The sequence below is a fragment of the Actinacidiphila alni genome (assembly GCF_900112845.1).
Taxonomy (GTDB): domain Bacteria; phylum Actinomycetota; class Actinomycetes; order Streptomycetales; family Streptomycetaceae; genus Actinacidiphila; species Actinacidiphila alni.
In genome coordinates this window covers 86,405-102,513 of sequence record NZ_FONG01000026.1, presented here as the reverse complement: position 1 = coordinate 102,513, position 16,109 = coordinate 86,405, and the positions used below count along the sequence as shown (strand labels likewise).

The following is a 16,109-nucleotide window of genomic DNA, read 5'->3' as shown; positions in this document are numbered from 1 at the left end:
CCACAAGCTCCGGCGGCCGACGCCTGCCCGATCCCTGGAGGGCAGATGGGGCGCTACGTCATACGACGCCTGCTCCAGATGGTTCCGGTCTTCATCGGCACCACTTTCTTGATCTTCGTCATGGTCTACGCGCTCGGCGACCCGGTGGCCGCCATGTTCGGCGACCGCGCACCCGACCCCGCCACGGCGGCGCAGATCAGACACGACCTGTATCTGGACCACTCACTGCCCGCCCAGTACGTCCATTACATGGGGCAGATCTTCACCGGCGACTTCGGCAAGGCCGCCACCGGGCAGCCGGTCACCGAGCTGATGGGCTCGGCCTTCCCGGTCACCATCCGGCTCACGCTGGTCGCCTTCGCCTTCGAGGCCGTCATCGGCATCGGGCTCGGGCTGCTCGCGGGCCTGCGCCGCGGCCGGTTCGCCGACAGCGGCGTGCTCGCGTTCACGCTGCTCGTCGTGTCCATCCCGACCTTCGTGACCGCGTACCTGCTGCAGTACTTCGTCGGCGTCAAGTGGGGCCTGGCCAGTCCGGCGGTCGCCGACGGCGCCCCCTTCGGCGACCTCATCCTGCCCGGCGTCGTGCTGGCCGGCGTCTCGCTCGCCTACGTCGCCCGGCTGACCCGTACGTCGGTCGCGGAGAACTCCCGCGCGGACTACCTGCGCACCGCCGTCGCCAAGGGCCTGCCCAAGCGGCGCGTGGTCACCGTCCACCTGCTGCGCAACTCGCTGATCCCCGTGGTGACCTTCCTCGGCACCGACCTCGGCGCCCTGATGGGCGGCGCGGTCGTCACCGAGCGGATCTTCAACATCCACGGCGTCGGCTGGCAGCTCTACCAGGGCATCCTGCGGCAGAACCCGCCGACCGTGGTCGGCTTCGTGACGATCCTGGTGATCGTCTTCCTCGCCGCCAACCTGCTCGTCGACCTGCTCTACGCGGTCCTGGACCCGAGGATTCGCTATGTCTGACATGTACGACACCCAGAGCCTCGTCAACGCGGCGGGCGGCGCGCCCGGCGGCCTGCCCGTCCAGGAGCCGCACGGCCCCGGCGAGCCCGCGAAGCCGTCGCCCGACGGCGCCCGCGAGAAGCCGCGCAGCCTGTGGAACGACGCCTGGCACGACCTCAGCCGCAAGCCGATGTTCTACGTGTCCGGGCTGCTGATCCTCTTCCTGATCGTGATCTCGATCTGGCCGGGACTGATCGCCTCCGCCAGCCCGCTGGCGTGCGACCTCGCCAAGTCGCAGGACGGGCCGACCTCCGGCCACCCCTTCGGCTTCGACCAGCAGGGCTGCGACGTCTACACCCGCGTTGTGCACGGCGCCCGCGCCTCGGTGTCGGTCGGCCTGTTCGCGACCGCGGGCGTCACCGTCCTCGGCTCGGTCCTCGGCGGCCTGGCCGGCTACTTCGGCGGCTGGTGGGACGCGATCCTCTCCCGGATCTCCGACATCTTCTTCGGCATCCCGATCCTCCTCGGCGGCGTGGTCTTCCTCTCCGTCGTCAAGGGCGGCAACGTCACCACCGTCTCGATCTTCATGATCCTGCTCGGCTGGCCGCAGATCGCCCGTATCGCCCGCGGCGCGGTCATCACCGCAAAGCAGCAGGACTACGTGCAGGCCGCGCGGGCACTGGGCGCCGGCAACGCCCGGATGCTGCTGCGGCACATCGCGCCCAACGCGCTCGCCCCGATCATCGTCGTGGCGACCATCGCGCTCGGCACGTACATCTCGCTGGAGGCGACCCTGTCGTTCCTCGGCGTGGGCCTCAAGCCGCCGGCCGTGTCCTGGGGCATCGACATCTCCCAGGCGTCCAGCCAGATCCGCAACGCCCCGCACATGCTGCTGTGGCCCGCGGGCGCGCTGAGCGTGACGGTACTGGCGTTCATCATGCTCGGCGACGCGGTGCGCGACGCCCTCGACCCCAAGCTGCGCTAGGAGGTACGGCGTTGACCGTCATCGACCAGACCGCGGGCGCCCCCGCCCCCGGCACCACGACCGCTCCGCTGCTCGAAGTACGCGACCTGCACGTGGAGTTCCACACCCGCGACGGCGTCGCCAAGGCCGTGAACGGCGTCAACTACTCGGTGAACGCCGGGGAGACGCTCGCGGTGCTCGGCGAGTCCGGCTCCGGCAAGTCCGTGACCGCGCAGGCGATCATGGGCATCCTCGACATGCCGCCCGGCCGTATCCCGCGCGGCGAGATCCTCTTCCAGGGCCGCGACATGCTCAAGATGTCGGCCGAGGAGCGGCGCAAGCTGCGCGGGCGGAAGATCGCGATGATCTTCCAGGACGCGCTGTCCTCCCTCAACCCCGTGCTCTCGGTGGGCTACCAGCTCGGCGAGATGTTCCGGGCGCACCAGGGCCTGTCGCGCAAGGCCGCCAAGGCCAAGGCGATCGAGCTGATGGACCGGGTCCGTATCCCGGCCGCCAAGGAGCGGGTCAACGACTACCCGCACCAGTTCTCCGGCGGCATGCGCCAGCGCATCATGATCGCGATGGCGCTCGCCCTCGAACCGGACCTGATCATCGCGGACGAGCCGACCACCGCGCTCGACGTCACCGTGCAGGCCCAGGTGATGGACCTGCTGGCCGAACTCCAGCAGGAGTTCACCATGGGCCTGATCCTGATCACCCACGACCTCGGTGTCGTCGCCGACGTCGCCGACAAGATCGCGGTGATGTACGCGGGCCGGATCGTGGAGGACGCGCCCGTCCACGAGATCTACAAGCGCCCCGCGCACCCGTACACCAAGGGCCTGCTCCAGTCGATTCCCCGGCTGGACCAGAAGGGCCAGGAGCTGTACGCGATCAAGGGGCTGCCGCCCAACCTGCTGCGGATCCCGTCCGGTTGCGCCTTCAACCCGCGCTGCCCGATGGCACAGGACATCTGCCGCACCGAGGTGCCCGTCCTGCACACGGTCGGCGACCGGCGCGGCAGCGCCTGCCACTTCTGGAAGGAGACCCTCGGTGAGTGAGCCCATCCTCCAAGTACGCAACCTGGTCAAGCACTTCCCGCTGACCCAGGGGGTCCTGTTCAAGAAGCAGATCGGCGCGGTCAAGGCCGTCGACGGGATCTCCTTCGACCTCTACCGGGGCGAGACGCTCGGCATCGTCGGCGAGTCAGGATGCGGCAAGTCCACCGTCGCCAAGCTGCTGATGAACCTGGAACAGGCCACCTCCGGCGAGGTCTTCTACAAGGGCCAGGACATCACCAAGCTGTCCGGGCGCGCCCTGAAGGCGGTCCGCCGCAACATCCAGATGGTGTTCCAGGACCCGTACACCTCGCTCAACCCGCGGATGACGGTCGGCGACATCATCGGTGAGCCCTTCGACATCCACCCCGAGGTGGCCCCGAAGGGTTCGCGCCGCGCGAAGGTCGAGGAACTCCTCGACGTGGTCGGTCTCAACCCCGAGTACATCAACCGCTACCCGCACCAGTTCTCCGGCGGCCAGCGCCAGCGCATCGGCATCGCCCGCGGCCTCGCGCTCAACCCGGAGATCATCATCTGCGACGAGCCCGTCTCGGCGCTCGACGTCTCGGTGCAGGCGCAGGTCGTCAACCTGATGGAGAAGCTCCAGGACGAGTTCGACCTGTCCTACGTCTTCATCGCGCACGACCTGTCGATCGTCCGGCACATCTCCGACCGCGTCGGCGTGATGTACCTGGGCCGGATGGCGGAGATCGGCACGGACGCCGAGATCTACGAGCACCCGACCCACCCGTACACCCAGGCCCTGCTCTCGGCCGTACCCGTCCCGGACCCGGAGGCGCGCGAGCACCGCGAACGCATTATTCTCGCCGGCGACGTGCCATCGCCGGCCAACCCGCCGTCGGGCTGCCGCTTCCGCACCCGCTGCTGGAAGGCCGAGGACCGCTGCGCCGAGGAGACCCCGCTGCTTGCGGTCCCCACCCGTTTCCAGGGCGCGGGCACCCCGGCCGAACACGAGTCGGCCTGCCACTTCGCCGAGGAGAAGGACCCGGTCGGTTCGCACGCCGCCTGACCGCGTACGGCGGGCGGCGCCGGCCGTTACCGGGGCGGGTCCTCGCCCGCCAGGCCGTCGATCGACTCGCGGATGAGGTCGGCGTGGCCGGCGTGCCGGGCGTACTCCTCGACCAGGTCGAGCAGGATCCGGCGCAGATTGGGGCGCTCGCCGCTACGGGTGGTGTACGCGCCGAGCTGCTCAAGCCCGCCCTCGGCGAGCGCCCGGTCGACGACCGCCCGTGAGCGGGCGACGGACTGCCGCCAGAGCGCGAGCAGTTCGCCGGGGGAGTCGTCGGCGGCCGTACGGTAGTCCCAGTCGGCGTCGTTCGCCCAGTCCACCGCGTCCCACGGCGGCCCGACCGGCGTACCGAGCCACAGCCGCGCGAAGTGGCTGTCCTCGATGCGCGCCAAGTGCTTGAGCAGCCCGCCCAGCGTGACCGTGGACGCCCCGACGCTCACCCGCATCCCGGCCGCGTCCAGCCCGGAGCACTTCCACGCCACCGTCGCCCGCTGCCGTTCCAGCGCCCCCACAACAGCTTCCGCCTCGCTCCCGGCGAGCGGGGGCTCGGGCCACTCTTCCGCGCTGATGTCAGTCATGCCCGCAGACCGTAGCGGACGGCTATGACACACCCGGGGTGAGGATCTCCATGAGGTGGCCGCGGCCATGGTGGACTCCCTTTCAGGCGCGGGCGGTGGCGAGCAGGGCGAAGGCGGCGATGAGGTCGGCGACACGGACGTAGTGGTAGCGGTTCCAGCGGGCGAGCTGCTGCTTCCAGTCCGCGGGGCGGTTCTCCGGGGTCCAGGTCTTGTTGCGGTTGTTGATCGGGACGAGCAGCACGATCGACATGACCACGCTGAGGAGCAGCAGTCCGGCGGCGGTGACGACGAGGCCGGTGTGGTGGTCGCCCCAGCCGGCGGCCGCCCAGACCGCGCACAGGACGAGCGAGCCTATGTACCAGAACGGCATGACGGCGCCGAGCATCCGGCCGCCGTGGGCGTTGCCGAGCTGGGTGCTGTCGTCGGGGAGTGCGTTGAGGATCGGGTTCATGACGAAGGCGACGGCGAACTCGACGCCCACCAGTACGCCGACGACGACGGTGGTGACGACTTCGAATGCGTTGAGCATGACGACTCCTTGCGACTGTAGCGGATCTAGCGCTGCTAGCGATTGATGCGATGCTAGACCTGCTGCCGCTCGAATGTCTAGCGGTGCTAGAATCGAGTTATGTCGGTACAGGAACGCAAGCAGCGCGAACGGGCGGACCGCGAGCGCCTCATCGTGGCGACGGCCCGCGAACTCGCCGAGCGGCAGGGGTGGGACGCGGTCACCACCCGGCGGCTGGCCGAGCGCATCGAGTACAGCCAGCCCGTGCTCTACAGCCACTTCCGCGGCAAACGCGAGATCATCGGCGCCGTAGCGCTCGAAGGCGCCGCCGAGCTGGCCGCGGCGCTCCGGGCCGCGACCGCCGCCGCGGACGGCCCCCGCGCGCGGGTCGCCGCCCTCGCCCACGCCTACCTGGACTTCGCCGAACGCCACCCGGCGGTCTACGACGCCATCTTCCAGCTCGACGGCGGACTCCCGTACGCCCGTGACGACACCCCGGAACCGCTCAAGGACGCCTTCGCCGCCCTCCTGGAAACCCTCGGCGACGTCGCCGGCCCCGGCGTCGAACCGGGCCTGTTCACCGAGGTCTTCTGGTCCTCCCTGCACGGCCTGGCCACCCTCACCCGCGCGGGCCGCCTGCCCCCCGAATTCACCGAGACCCGCGTCGCGGTCCTGACCGACCGCCTCGCCGTCCTCGGCCCCGCCTAACCCAGCTCCTCCGCCAGCGCGACGATGATCCCCGACGGGCCGCGCAGGTCGCACAGGCGGTAGGCGTCGCCGTAGCGGACGATCTCGCCGACGAGTTCGGCGCCGTGGGTGCGGAGACGGGTGACCGTGTCCTCGATGTCGGTGACGGCGAACATCACGCGGTGCAGGCCGAGGGTGTTTGCCGGCGGTACGGCCGGTGCCGCCGTGACGGCGGCGGGGCTGTGGAATGTCGTCAGCTCCAGCCGGCCGTGCCCGTCCGGCATCCGCATCATGGCGATGGACGTGCGCACCCCCGTGAGGCCCACCATCCGGTCCGGCACGTCCCCCTCCAGCTCCGCCTTCCCCTCCAGCTCCATCCCCAGCTCCGCGAAGAAGCCGACGGCGGCGTCCAGGTCGTCCACGACCACGGCCACGTTGTCCATCCGCAGAAGTCCCACGGCATCCTCCTCACATCGGGCCCGGCCCTCCCGGCCGACGCTGTCCGGGGGACGGAGCCGGGGACGGGATCTCGACATCGTCAGGAATCCGTCGCCGCCCGCTCCGCCTCGCCGCGCAGGACGCAGAATTCATTGCCCTCGGGGTCGGCGAGGACGGCCCAGCCGGTGCCGTCGGGCTCGCGGTGGTCGGCGAGGAAAGTGGCGCCGAGGGCGAGGAGGCGGGTCACCTCCTCGTCGCGAGTGGTGTCGGCGGGGCGCAGGCACAGGTGGAGGCGGTTCTTGGCCGTCTTCGGCTCGGGGACCTGGTTGAAGTGCAGGACGGGGCCGCCGTCCAGCAGCACCTGGGCCTCCGGGTCGCCCGGCCGGTCCGTCGGATGCTGGGGGCGGCCCGTCACCGCACTCCAGAAGCGCGCCAGCTCGTAAGCGTTGGCACAGTCGACCGCCACGTTCTGCACTACCGAAACCATGCGCCCGAGCCTCCCCGATCCCGGCGCCGCGCGCCACCGCCTTACGCCGGGCGGAAAACCCGGAAGCCTCACACTCCTCGAAGAGGTACGGGCCGGATACGTCGCCCCCATTCTTGACGCGGACCGGTCACTTCATGCGGGCCGTGACACGCGCGTCTGACGGCGGGTGGTGCCTTGGCCAACGCATTGGTCGTACCGACACGGAGTAGTAGAAGTGCGCCGATGCCCGTATTGCGGTGTCATGGGTGACTAAGTGTCATTTGTGACCCATGAGGAGGCACGCGATGCGCGGAGCCACGCGCTTGAAGTGGGCCGTCTGTGCGACGGCCGTCGCCCTGGCGGCAGTCGGCTGCGGGAGCAGCAGCGACGACAGCGGCGGCGGGGGCGGCAGCGGCTCCGGTGTCGTGCGCGCCTCCTGGGGCGACCCGCAGAACCCGCTGGAGCCGGCCGACACCAATGAGGTGCAGGGCGGCAAGGTGCTCGACATGATCTTCCGGGGTCTGAAGAAGTACGACCCGAAGACCGGCAAGGCGACCGACATGATCGCCGACTCGATCACCACCACGGACTCGCAGAACTTCGACATCAAGATCAAGCCGGACTGGACCTTCAGCAACGGCGAGAAGGTCACCGCCGACTCCTTCATCAACGCCTGGAACTACGGCGCCCTGCTGAAGAACGCCCAGCTCAACGCGTACTTCTTCCAGTACATCGACGGGTACGACAAGGTCCACCCGGACTCCGAGGGCGCCAAGTCCACCGCGACCACGCTCTCCGGCCTGACCAAGGTCAGCGACACCGAGTTCAAGGTGAAGCTCAATCAGAAGTTCTCCACCTTCCCCGACACCCTCGGGTACTCGGCGTACTACCCGCTGCCGAAGGCGTTCTTCGACGACCACGCCAACTGGCTGAAGAAGCCTATCGGCAACGGCCCGTACACCGTCCAGTCGTACCAGAAGGGCTCGCAAATGAGCCTGAAGAAGTGGGACGGCTACAAGGGCCCCGACCCGGCCCAGAACGGCGGCGTGGACCTGCGCGTCTACACCGACAACAACACGGCGTACACCGACCTCCAGGCCGGCAACCTCGACCTCGTCGACGACATCCCGGCCTCGCAGCTCAAGAACGTCAAGAGCGACCTCGGCGACCGGTACATCAACCAGCCGGCCGGCATCATCCAGACCCTCGCCTTCCCGCTGTACAACTCGCGGTGGTCCGCGGCGGACTCCGCCAAGGTCCGGCAGGGCCTGTCGATGGCGATCAACCGCAAGCAGATCACCGACCAGATCTTCCAGCAGACCCGCACCCCGGCCACCGACTGGACCTCCCCGGTGCTCGGCGACTCCGGCGGCTTCAAGGAAGGGCTGTGCGGCGACGAGTGCACGTACAACCCGACCAAGGCCAAGCAGCTGATCCAGGAGGGCGGCGGCCTGCCGGGCGGCTCCATCACCATCGGCTACAACGCCGACACCGGCTCCCACAAGGAGTGGGTCGACGCGGTCTGCAACAGCATCAACAACGTGCTGGGCAACAACAAGGCGTGCGTCGGCGCCCCCACCGGCACCTTCGCGGACTTCCGCAACAAGATCACCAACAAGCAGATGAACAACCCGTTCCGGTCCGGCTGGCAGATGGACTACCCGCTGATCCAGAACTTCCTGCAGCCGCTGTACTTCACCAACGCCTCGTCGAACGACTCGCACTACAGCAACGCCAACTTCGACAAGCTGGTGAACGAGGCCAACGCCGAGCCCGACACCGCCAAGGCCGTCAGCCTGTTCCAGGACGCGGAGAAGCAGCTCGTCAAGGACATGCCCGCCATCCCGCTCTGGTACCAGAACGGCAGCGCCGGCTACTCGGACAAGGTCAGCAACGTCCTGCTGAACCCCTTCAGCGTGCCGGTCTACAACGAGATCAAGGTCAACTGACCACGGCCGGAGGCCGCACCGGGAACCCCGGTGCGGCCTCCGGCACTTCCACGTTCGCCCCCGCCACTGCTCGGAAGGCCCTTCGGAAGGCTCCGCATGGGACGCTATGTGATCCGGCGGCTGCTCCAGATGATCCCGGTGTTCATCGGCAGCACATTCCTGATCTTCTTCATGGTCTACGCGCTCGGCGACCCGGTCGCCGCCCTCTTCGGCGACCGCGCGCCCGACCCGGCCACCGCCGCCCGGATCCGCGCGGACCTGCACCTCAACGACCCGCTGTGGAAGCAGTACCTGCTCTACATGGGCAACATCTTCCGCGGCGACTTCGGCACCGCGTTCAACGGACAGCCCGTCACCGAACTGCTGCGGTCGGCGTACCCGATCACGATCCGGCTCACCATCGTGGCGATCCTCTTCGAGATCGTCATCGGCATCACGCTGGGCGTGGTCACCGGCATGAAGCGCGGCCGGCCGATCGACACCGGCGCGCTGCTGCTGACGCTGATCGTGGTGTCCATCCCCACCTTCGTCATCGGTTACGTGCTCCAGTACCTGTTCGGCGTCAAGCTCAAATGGGTCAGCCCATCGGTGTCACCGAGCGCGCCCTTCAACGAACTGATCCTGCCGGGACTCGTGCTCGCCCTGGTCTCACTGGCCTACGTCACCCGGCTGACCCGGACCTCCGTCGCGGAGAACACCCGCGCCGACTACGTACGCACCGCCGTCGCCAAGGGACTGCCGCGCCGCAGGGTGGTCGTCCGGCACCTGCTGCGCAATTCGCTGATCCCCGTGGTGACCTTCATCGGCACCGACATCGGCGCGCTGATGGGCGGCGCCATCGTCACCGAACGGATCTACAACATCCACGGCGTCGGCTTCCAGCTCTACCAGGGCATCCTGCGCAACAACGCGCCGACCGTCGTCGGCTTCGTCACCATCCTGGTCCTGGTCTTCCTGCTGGCGAATCTGCTCGTCGACCTGCTCTACGCGGTCCTGGACCCGAGGATCCGATATGCCTGAGCCGCAGAATCCTTTCGACGACGGGCGCCAGGCCGTCGCACCCGGCGGCGGCGCCGGCGGCGGCTTCGACCTGGCCGCCGAGGAGGCCGGCACGCTGGACAAGGTGCCCGGCCAGGGCGGTGGCGGCGACCTCTCGGAGAAGCCGCGCAGCCTGTGGTCGGACGCCTGGCGCGACCTGCGCCGCAATCCGATCTTCATCATCTCGGCGCTGATCATCCTCTTCCTGATCTTCATCTCGCTGTGGCCCGGCGTCCTCGCCAGCCAGGACCCGTTGCAGGCCGACCTGTCCAAGGCCCAGCAGGGTTCGGGCCCCGGCCACCCCTTCGGCTACGACCAGCAGGGCCGCGACGTCTACACCCGGGTGATCTACGGCGCCCGCGCCTCGGTCACCGTCGGCGTCTGCGCGACGCTCGGCGTCGTCATCCTCGGCAGTGCGCTGGGCGGCCTGGCCGGCTATTTCGGCGGCTGGTGGGACGCGATCCTCTCCCGGATCTCCGACGTCTTCTTCGGCATCCCCGTCATCCTCGGCGGCCTGGTGTTCCTCTCGGTCATCACCAACAGCACGGTCTGGCCGGTCGTCGGCTTCATGATCCTGCTGGGCTGGCCGCAGATCGCCCGTATCGCGCGCGGCTCGGTCATCACCGCCAAACAGAACGACTACGTGCAGGCCGCGCGGGCGCTCGGCGCCGGCAACAAACGGATCCTGCTGCGGCACATCGCGCCCAACGCGCTCGCCCCCGTCATCGTCGTCGGCACCATCGCGCTCGGCACGTACATCTCGCTGGAGGCGACCCTGTCCTACCTCGGTGTGGGCCTGCGGCCGCCGACGGTGTCCTGGGGCATCGACATCTCCGACGCCTCCTCCCAGATCCGCAATGCGCCGCACATGCTGCTGTGGCCCGCGGGCGCGCTGAGCCTGACGGTGCTGGCGTTCATCATGCTCGGCGACGCGGTGCGCGACGCCCTCGACCCCAAGCTGCGCTGAGGAGCCCGTACATGAGCACCGAGTACCTGGCCGCCGAGCAGGCGAGGACACCGGACAGCGGCGTCCTGCTGGACGTACGCGACCTGCACGTCGAATTCCGTACGAGGGACGGCGTCGCCAAGGCGGTCAACGGCGTCAACTACTCGGTGGCCGAGGGGGAGACGCTGGCCGTGCTCGGCGAGTCCGGCTCCGGCAAGTCCGTGACCGCCCAGGCCATCATGGGCATCCTCGACTCGCCGCCCGGCTTCGTCACCAAGGGCGAGATCGTCTTCCAGGGGCGCGACCTGCTCAAGCTGGGCGCCGAGGAGCGGCGCAAGGTCCGCGGCGCCAAGATGGCGATGATCTTCCAGGACGCGCTGTCGTCCCTCAACCCCGTGCTGACGGTGGGCGAGCAGCTCGGCGAGATGTTCACCACCCACCAGGGCATGTCGAAGAAGGACTCCCGGGCCAAGGCCGTCGAGCTGATGGACCGGGTCCGCATCCCGGCCGCCGCCGAACGCGTCAAGCAGTATCCGCACCAGTTCTCCGGCGGTATGCGGCAGCGCGTGATGATCGCCATGGCGATGGCCCTGGAACCTGACCTGATCATCGCGGACGAGCCGACCACCGCGCTCGACGTCACCGTGCAGGCCCAAGTGATGGACCTGCTCGCGGAGTTGCAGCGCGAGCTGAACATGGGCCTGATCCTGATCACCCACGACCTCGGTGTGGTCGCCGACGTCGCCGACAAGATCGCGGTGATGTACGCGGGCCGGATCGTGGAGACCGCGCCCGTCCACGAGATCTACAAGGCGCCGGCCCACCCGTACACCAAGGGCCTGCTCCAGTCGATCCCGCGCCTGGACCAGAAGGGCCAGGAGCTGTACGCGATCAAGGGGCTGCCGCCCAACCTGCTGCGGATCCCGCCGGGCTGCGCCTTCAACCCGCGCTGCCCGCAGGCCCGCGACCGGTGCCGTACCGAGGTCCCGCCGCTGTACGAGGTCGGCCCGGTCCGGGCGAGCGCCTGCCACTACTGGAAGGAGACGCTCGGTGAGTGAGCAGCCTGTGATGGTGAAGGAGCCCGTGCGGCCCTCCCACGAGCCGATCCTCGAAGTCCGCGACCTGGTCAAGCACTTCCCGCTCACCCAGGGCATCCTCTTCAAGAAGCAGATCGGCGCCGTCAAGGCCGTCGACGGGGTGTCCTTCGACCTCTTCCCCGGCGAGACGCTCGGCATCGTCGGCGAGTCCGGCTGCGGCAAGTCGACGGTGGCGCGGCTGCTGGTCAATCTGGAGGAGGCCACCGCCGGGCAGATCCGGTACAAGGGCGAGGACATCACCAAGCTGTCCGGGCGCGCCCTGAAGGCGGTGCGCCGCAACATCCAGATGGTCTTCCAGGACCCGTACACCTCGCTCAACCCGCGGATGACGGTCGGCGACATCATCGGCGAGCCGTACGAGATCCACCCCGAGGTGGCGCCCAAGGGCGACCGGCGCAAGCGGGTGCAGGACCTGCTCGACGTCGTCGGTCTCAACCCCGAGTACATCAACCGCTACCCGCATCAGTTCTCCGGCGGCCAGCGCCAGCGCATCGGCATCGCCCGCGGTCTCGCGCTGCGGCCCGAGATCATCGTCGCGGACGAGCCGGTCTCCGCCCTCGACGTGTCCGTCCAGGCACAGGTCGTCAACCTGATGGGGCGGCTCCAGGACGAGTTCGACCTCTCGTACATGTTCATCGCGCACGACCTGTCGATCGTCCGGCACATCTCCGACCGCGTCGGCGTGATGTACCTCGGCAAGATCGTCGAGATCGGCGGCGACGAGGAGATCTACGAGCACCCCACGCATCCGTACACCCAGGCCCTGCTCTCGGCCGTGCCCGTCCCGGATCCGGAGGCGCGCGAGCACCGCGAACGCATCATCCTCGCCGGCGACGTGCCCTCCCCGGCCAACCCGCCGTCCGGCTGCCGCTTCCGCACCCGCTGCTGGAAGGCCCAGGAGCGCTGCTCCCTCGAAGAGCCGCTGCTCGCCGTCCCCCCGGTCTTCCGCGGCACCGCGGGCCCGGCAGAACACGAGTCGGCGTGCCACTTCGCCGAGGAGAAGCAGGTCGTGCCGGGGGAGTGACCGCCGGGGACCCGGGGCCGGACATGGGTCGGCCCGTACCCGGTGGTGCTGGGGTGTTCGGGTACGGGCCGGTTTCCGAGCGGAGGCTACTGAGCCCGGGTCAAGGGGTCTCGTCAGCCGCCTCCTCGATCGCGGCGAGCGCGGGGTCGAGGACGATGTCCTCTTCGCGTGCCTCGATCGTCGGCTCCTCGGGGAAGTGGCAGGCCGTGAGGTGACCCTCGGCGTTGCCGCCGAGCCGCACGAGCGGCGGCTCCTCGGTGGCGCACTTGTCCTGCGCCTTCCAGCAGCGGGTGCGGAAGCGGCAGCCCGACGGCGGGTTGATCGGCGACGGGACGTCACCGGCCAGGCGGATCCGCTCGCGGCCGTCGTCGTCCGGGTCGGCCTCGGGGGAGGAGGACAGCAGCGCGTGCGTGTACGGGTGGCGCGGGCCGCCGTAGATGGACTCCCGGTCGCCGATCTCGACGATCTTGCCGAGGTACATGACCGCGATGCGCTGCGAGAAGTGCCGGACGATCGCCAGGTCGTGCGCGATGAACAGGAAGGCGATGCCCAGCTCCTGCTGCACCTTCTGCAGCAGGTTGACCACCTGCGCCTGGATCGACACGTCGAGCGCGGAGACCGGCTCGTCCGCCACGATCAGCTTCGGGTCCAGGGCGAGCGCCCGGGCCACGCCGATACGCTGCCGCTGGCCGCCGGAGAACTCGTGCGGGAAGCGGTTGTAGTGCTCGGGGTTGAGACCCACGATCTCCAGCAGCTCGCGCACCCGGCGCTCGCGGCCCCCGGTCGGGTTGATGCCGTTGATCTCCATCGGCCCGGCGATGATGCTGCCGACCGTCTGCCGCGGGTTCAGCGACGCGTACGGGTCCTGGAAGATCATCTGGATCTCGGACCGGATCGGCGCCAGCTCCTTGCGGGAGGAGTGCGTGATGTCCTTCCCCGCGTAGCTGACCTTGCCGCCGGTCGGCTCCAGCAGCCGGGTCACCAGGCGTCCGGTGGTGGACTTGCCGCAGCCGGACTCGCCGACCATGCCGAGCGACTCGCCGGCGTTGATGTGGAAGTCCACACCGTCCACCGCGCGCACGTCGCCGACGCGGCGCTGGAAGATGAAACCGCCGTTGATCGGGAAGTACTTCTGGAGTCCGGTGACTTCCAGGAGCTTCTCACCCGAGGCGGGACGCGGCGCCGGGACCTTGTCCAGGGTGGTCTGTTCACTCATTGCTGGTTCCTCGACTCCTGGTCAGCGCAGCCGCGGCTGGATCTGCTCGATGAAGATGTCACGCTTCTGGTCCGCCGTGAGGTGGCACGCGGACCCCCGGCCCTCCGGCAGCACCGGCCGCTCGGTCCGGCACCGGTCGCCCTCGACCTGGTCCACGAACGCGCACCGGGTGTGGAAGGGGCAGCCGGGCGGCGGGTTCAGCAGGCTGGGCGGCGATCCGGGGATCGGGGCCAGCGGGACGTCGACCGACGACGACAGCCGCGGGATGGAGCCCAGCAGGCCCCACGCGTACGGGTGCTCGGGCGTCTTGAGGATGTCGCGCACGGTGCCGCGCTCCACGGCCCGGCCCGCGTACATCACCACGACGTCGTCCGCGGTGTGCGCGATCACGCCCAGGTCGTGGGTGATCAGGATGATCGACGTGCCGGACTCCTGCTGGAGGTCCTTGAGCAGGTCCAGGATCTGGGCCTGCACGGTGACGTCCAGCGCGGTGGTCGGCTCGTCGGCGATCACCAGGTCGGGGTCGCAGACCAGCGCCATGGCGATCATGGCGCGCTGCCGCATACCGCCGGAGAACTGGTGCGGGTAGTCGTCCACCCGGGTCTGCGGCTGCGGGATGCCGACCCTGCGGAGCATCTCGACGGCGCGGTCCCGCGCCTCCTTCTTCGAGGCGCCCATGTGCTTCATGTACGGCTCGGCGATCTGCCGCCCGACCGTGTAGTACGGCGACAGGGCGGTCAGCGAGTCCTGGAAGACCATGGACATCTTCTTGCCGCGCAGCTTCTCCAGCGTCTTCGGGGAGGCGCCGGTCAGCTCCTGGCCGTCGAGGACGATCTCCCCGGCGATGGTGGTGTTCCGGGGGTTGTGCAGCCCCAGGATCGCCATGTTGGTCACCGACTTGCCGGACCCGGACTCACCCACGATGCCGAGGGTCTTGCCCCGGTCGAGATCGAAGGAGAGCCCGTCGACGGCCTTCACGGTGCCGTCCTCGGTGGCGAACTGCACATACAGATCGCGCACGGAGAGGAAATGCTCGGATCCCTGAGGTACGGGTTCGGCCTCGGGCTTCGTAAGGATGGTCACGGGCGGGTTCTCCTACCGGGTGATGCGCTGGTCGCGGCGGGGGTCGGTGCCACGGTCACGACAGCCGGATCCGCGGGTCGATGATGGCGTAGGCGGTGTCGACGAGGATGTTGAAGATGACGATGGCGCTGGCGCTGAAGATCATCACGGCCATTTCCATCGGCAGGTCGAGGCCGAGGACCGCGTTCACCGCGAGCGTGCCGAGGCCGTGCAGACCGAAGGTGGCCTCGGTGATGATCGCGCCGCCGAAGACGCTGCCGAGGTCGATGCCGAAGATGGTGATGATCGAGGCCGCCGCACCGCGCAGCGCGTAGCGGAAGAACACGTATCTGGACGACATGCCCTTGGCCCGGGCGGTACGGATGTGGTCCTCGGCGAGTTGCTCCACCATCAGCGACCGGGTCTGGCGGCTGTAGTTGGACCAGAAGATCACCGACATGACCAGGCACGGCAGGACGAGGCCGGAGAACGAACCGGTGGGGTCGGAGCCCCAGGTCGGGTCGTGTCCGTGGTCCAGCCAGCCGAGGTTGTCCGCGAACAGCGCGATCGCCAGCGGGCCGATGAAGTAGATCTGCACCGAGTTGCCGACCAGCGAGATCGAGCTGGCGACACGGTCGAAGGTCTTGCCCTGCTGCCACGCGGACAGCATGCCCAGGCCCACGCCGATGACGAGGAAGGCGGCGGAACCGCCGACGGCCAGCGACAGCGTGGTCGGGTAACGGTCGGTCAGGGTCGGCCAGATCGGCTGGTCGTTGACGAAGGAGAAGCCGAAGCAGGGGGCCGGGCAGTTCTGCCCGTCGGGCATGTGGCGGCCGACGAAGATGCCGCGGATGTAGTCCCAGTACTGCTGGTAGACCGGCAGGTCGAGCCCCATCCGGTGATGGATGGCCTTCACCACGTCAGGATTGGAGCAGTTCTTCCCGCACGCGAGTCTGGCCGGGTCGGAGGGGAGGACGAAGAACAGGAAATACGTGACGGCGGTGATCGCCAACAGAATCACGATCGCGCCCAGTACGCGGCGCGTGAGGAAACGGAGCATCGGTGAGGCTCTTCCTTGGGGGCGCGGGCGGCCGCGCGGA

At 68.9% G+C, this 16,109-nt stretch carries 17 protein-coding genes; 10 read left to right on the top strand and 7 right to left on the bottom strand.

What is annotated here, in order from left to right; translation table 11 throughout:
- Nucleotides 1–45 precede the first annotated feature (45 nt).
- From BM076_RS31525 to BM076_RS31510, 4 genes are read left to right on the top strand one after another with little or no spacing between them, the layout of a single operon-like run.
- Nucleotides 46–969: an ABC transporter permease gene (locus BM076_RS31525; protein WP_093717160.1), complete on the top strand. Its 924-nt coding sequence runs from the start codon at nt 46–48 to the stop codon at nt 967–969.
- Nucleotides 962–1,933, top strand: a complete 972-nt coding sequence (locus BM076_RS31520) for an ABC transporter permease (RefSeq protein ID WP_093717159.1) — start codon at nt 962–964, stop codon at nt 1,931–1,933. The genes BM076_RS31525 and BM076_RS31520 overlap by 8 nt, the downstream gene beginning before the upstream one ends.
- An 11-nt stretch (nt 1,934–1,944) precedes the next feature.
- A complete protein-coding gene (locus tag BM076_RS31515; protein WP_093717158.1) occupies nt 1,945–2,973 on the top strand; it encodes an ABC transporter ATP-binding protein in 1,029 nt (342 codons plus the stop codon).
- Nucleotides 2,966–4,000: an ABC transporter ATP-binding protein gene (locus BM076_RS31510; RefSeq protein WP_093717157.1), complete on the top strand. Its 1,035-nt coding sequence runs from the start codon at nt 2,966–2,968 to the stop codon at nt 3,998–4,000. Before BM076_RS31515 ends, BM076_RS31510 begins: the two co-directional genes overlap by 8 nt.
- Nucleotides 4,001–4,026: 26 nt before the next feature.
- On the opposite strand, the gene BM076_RS31505 is transcribed toward BM076_RS31510, so the two are convergent.
- Entirely contained in the window at nt 4,027–4,578 is a 552-nt protein-coding gene (locus tag BM076_RS31505; RefSeq protein WP_093717156.1) for a DinB family protein, read from the bottom strand.
- 82 nt (nt 4,579–4,660) lie between these two features.
- A complete protein-coding gene (locus tag BM076_RS31500) occupies nt 4,661–5,107 on the bottom strand; it encodes a DUF1772 domain-containing protein (protein WP_093717155.1) in 447 nt (148 codons plus the stop codon).
- 99 nt (nt 5,108–5,206) lie between these two features.
- Here BM076_RS31500 and BM076_RS31495 point away from each other — a divergent pair, with 99 nt between their 5' ends.
- Nucleotides 5,207–5,794 carry a TetR/AcrR family transcriptional regulator gene (locus tag BM076_RS31495; protein ID WP_093717154.1) on the top strand — a complete coding sequence of 196 codons (588 nt, stop codon included), beginning with the start codon at nt 5,207–5,209 and terminating at the stop codon, nt 5,792–5,794.
- Here BM076_RS31495 and BM076_RS31490 read toward each other — a convergent pair.
- Together BM076_RS31490 and BM076_RS31485 are read right to left on the bottom strand one after the other, a co-directional pair.
- Nucleotides 5,791–6,231, bottom strand: coding sequence for a VOC family protein (locus tag BM076_RS31490; RefSeq protein ID WP_093717153.1), 441 nt, complete (start codon nt 6,229–6,231; stop codon nt 5,791–5,793). The two genes, BM076_RS31495 and BM076_RS31490, sit on opposite strands and share 4 nt — an antisense overlap.
- A gap of 80 nt (nt 6,232–6,311) precedes the next feature.
- Nucleotides 6,312–6,698 carry a VOC family protein gene (locus BM076_RS31485; protein ID WP_093717152.1) on the bottom strand — a complete coding sequence of 129 codons (387 nt, stop codon included), beginning with the start codon at nt 6,696–6,698 and terminating at the stop codon, nt 6,312–6,314.
- Between the two features lie 284 nt (nt 6,699–6,982).
- On the opposite strand from BM076_RS31485, the gene BM076_RS31480 reads away from it, so the two are divergent.
- From BM076_RS31480 to BM076_RS31460, 5 genes are all read left to right on the top strand, one after another.
- On the top strand, nt 6,983–8,626 hold the full coding sequence (locus BM076_RS31480) for a peptide ABC transporter substrate-binding protein (RefSeq protein ID WP_093717151.1): 1,644 nt from the start codon (nt 6,983–6,985) through the stop codon (nt 8,624–8,626).
- Nucleotides 8,627–8,722: 96 nt separating this feature from the next.
- A complete protein-coding gene (locus BM076_RS31475) occupies nt 8,723–9,646 on the top strand; it encodes an ABC transporter permease (protein WP_093717150.1) in 924 nt (307 codons plus the stop codon).
- Nucleotides 9,639–10,631 (top strand): ABC transporter permease, encoded by a 993-nt coding sequence (locus BM076_RS31470; RefSeq protein ID WP_093717149.1) that lies wholly within the window; start codon nt 9,639–9,641, stop codon nt 10,629–10,631. The genes BM076_RS31475 and BM076_RS31470 overlap by 8 nt, the downstream gene beginning before the upstream one ends.
- Before the next feature lie 11 nt (nt 10,632–10,642).
- The gene (locus tag BM076_RS31465) at nt 10,643–11,668 is read left to right on the top strand and encodes an ABC transporter ATP-binding protein (protein WP_093717148.1); all 1,026 of its coding nucleotides are present in this window, start codon (nt 10,643–10,645) and stop codon (nt 11,666–11,668) included.
- A gap of 10 nt (nt 11,669–11,678) precedes the next feature.
- The gene (locus BM076_RS31460) at nt 11,679–12,731 is read left to right on the top strand and encodes an ABC transporter ATP-binding protein (protein WP_177246700.1); all 1,053 of its coding nucleotides are present in this window, start codon (nt 11,679–11,681) and stop codon (nt 12,729–12,731) included.
- Nucleotides 12,732–12,831: 100 nt separating this feature from the next.
- Here the strand turns inward: BM076_RS31460 and BM076_RS31455 are convergent, their stop codons facing one another.
- The 3 genes from BM076_RS31455 to BM076_RS31445 are packed head-to-tail and all read right to left on the bottom strand — an operon-like array spanning nt 12,832 to nt 16,069.
- Nucleotides 12,832–13,947, bottom strand: coding sequence for an ABC transporter ATP-binding protein (locus tag BM076_RS31455; RefSeq protein WP_093717147.1), 1,116 nt, complete (start codon nt 13,945–13,947; stop codon nt 12,832–12,834).
- Nucleotides 13,948–13,968: 21 nt separating this feature from the next.
- Nucleotides 13,969–15,030, bottom strand: coding sequence for an ABC transporter ATP-binding protein (locus BM076_RS31450; RefSeq protein ID WP_093717146.1), 1,062 nt, complete (start codon nt 15,028–15,030; stop codon nt 13,969–13,971).
- Between the two features lie 55 nt (nt 15,031–15,085).
- Complete coding sequence (locus tag BM076_RS31445; RefSeq protein ID WP_093717145.1) at nt 15,086–16,069, bottom strand: ABC transporter permease; 984 nt, start codon at nt 16,067–16,069, stop codon at nt 15,086–15,088.
- Between the last annotated feature and the right edge of the window lie 40 nt (nt 16,070–16,109).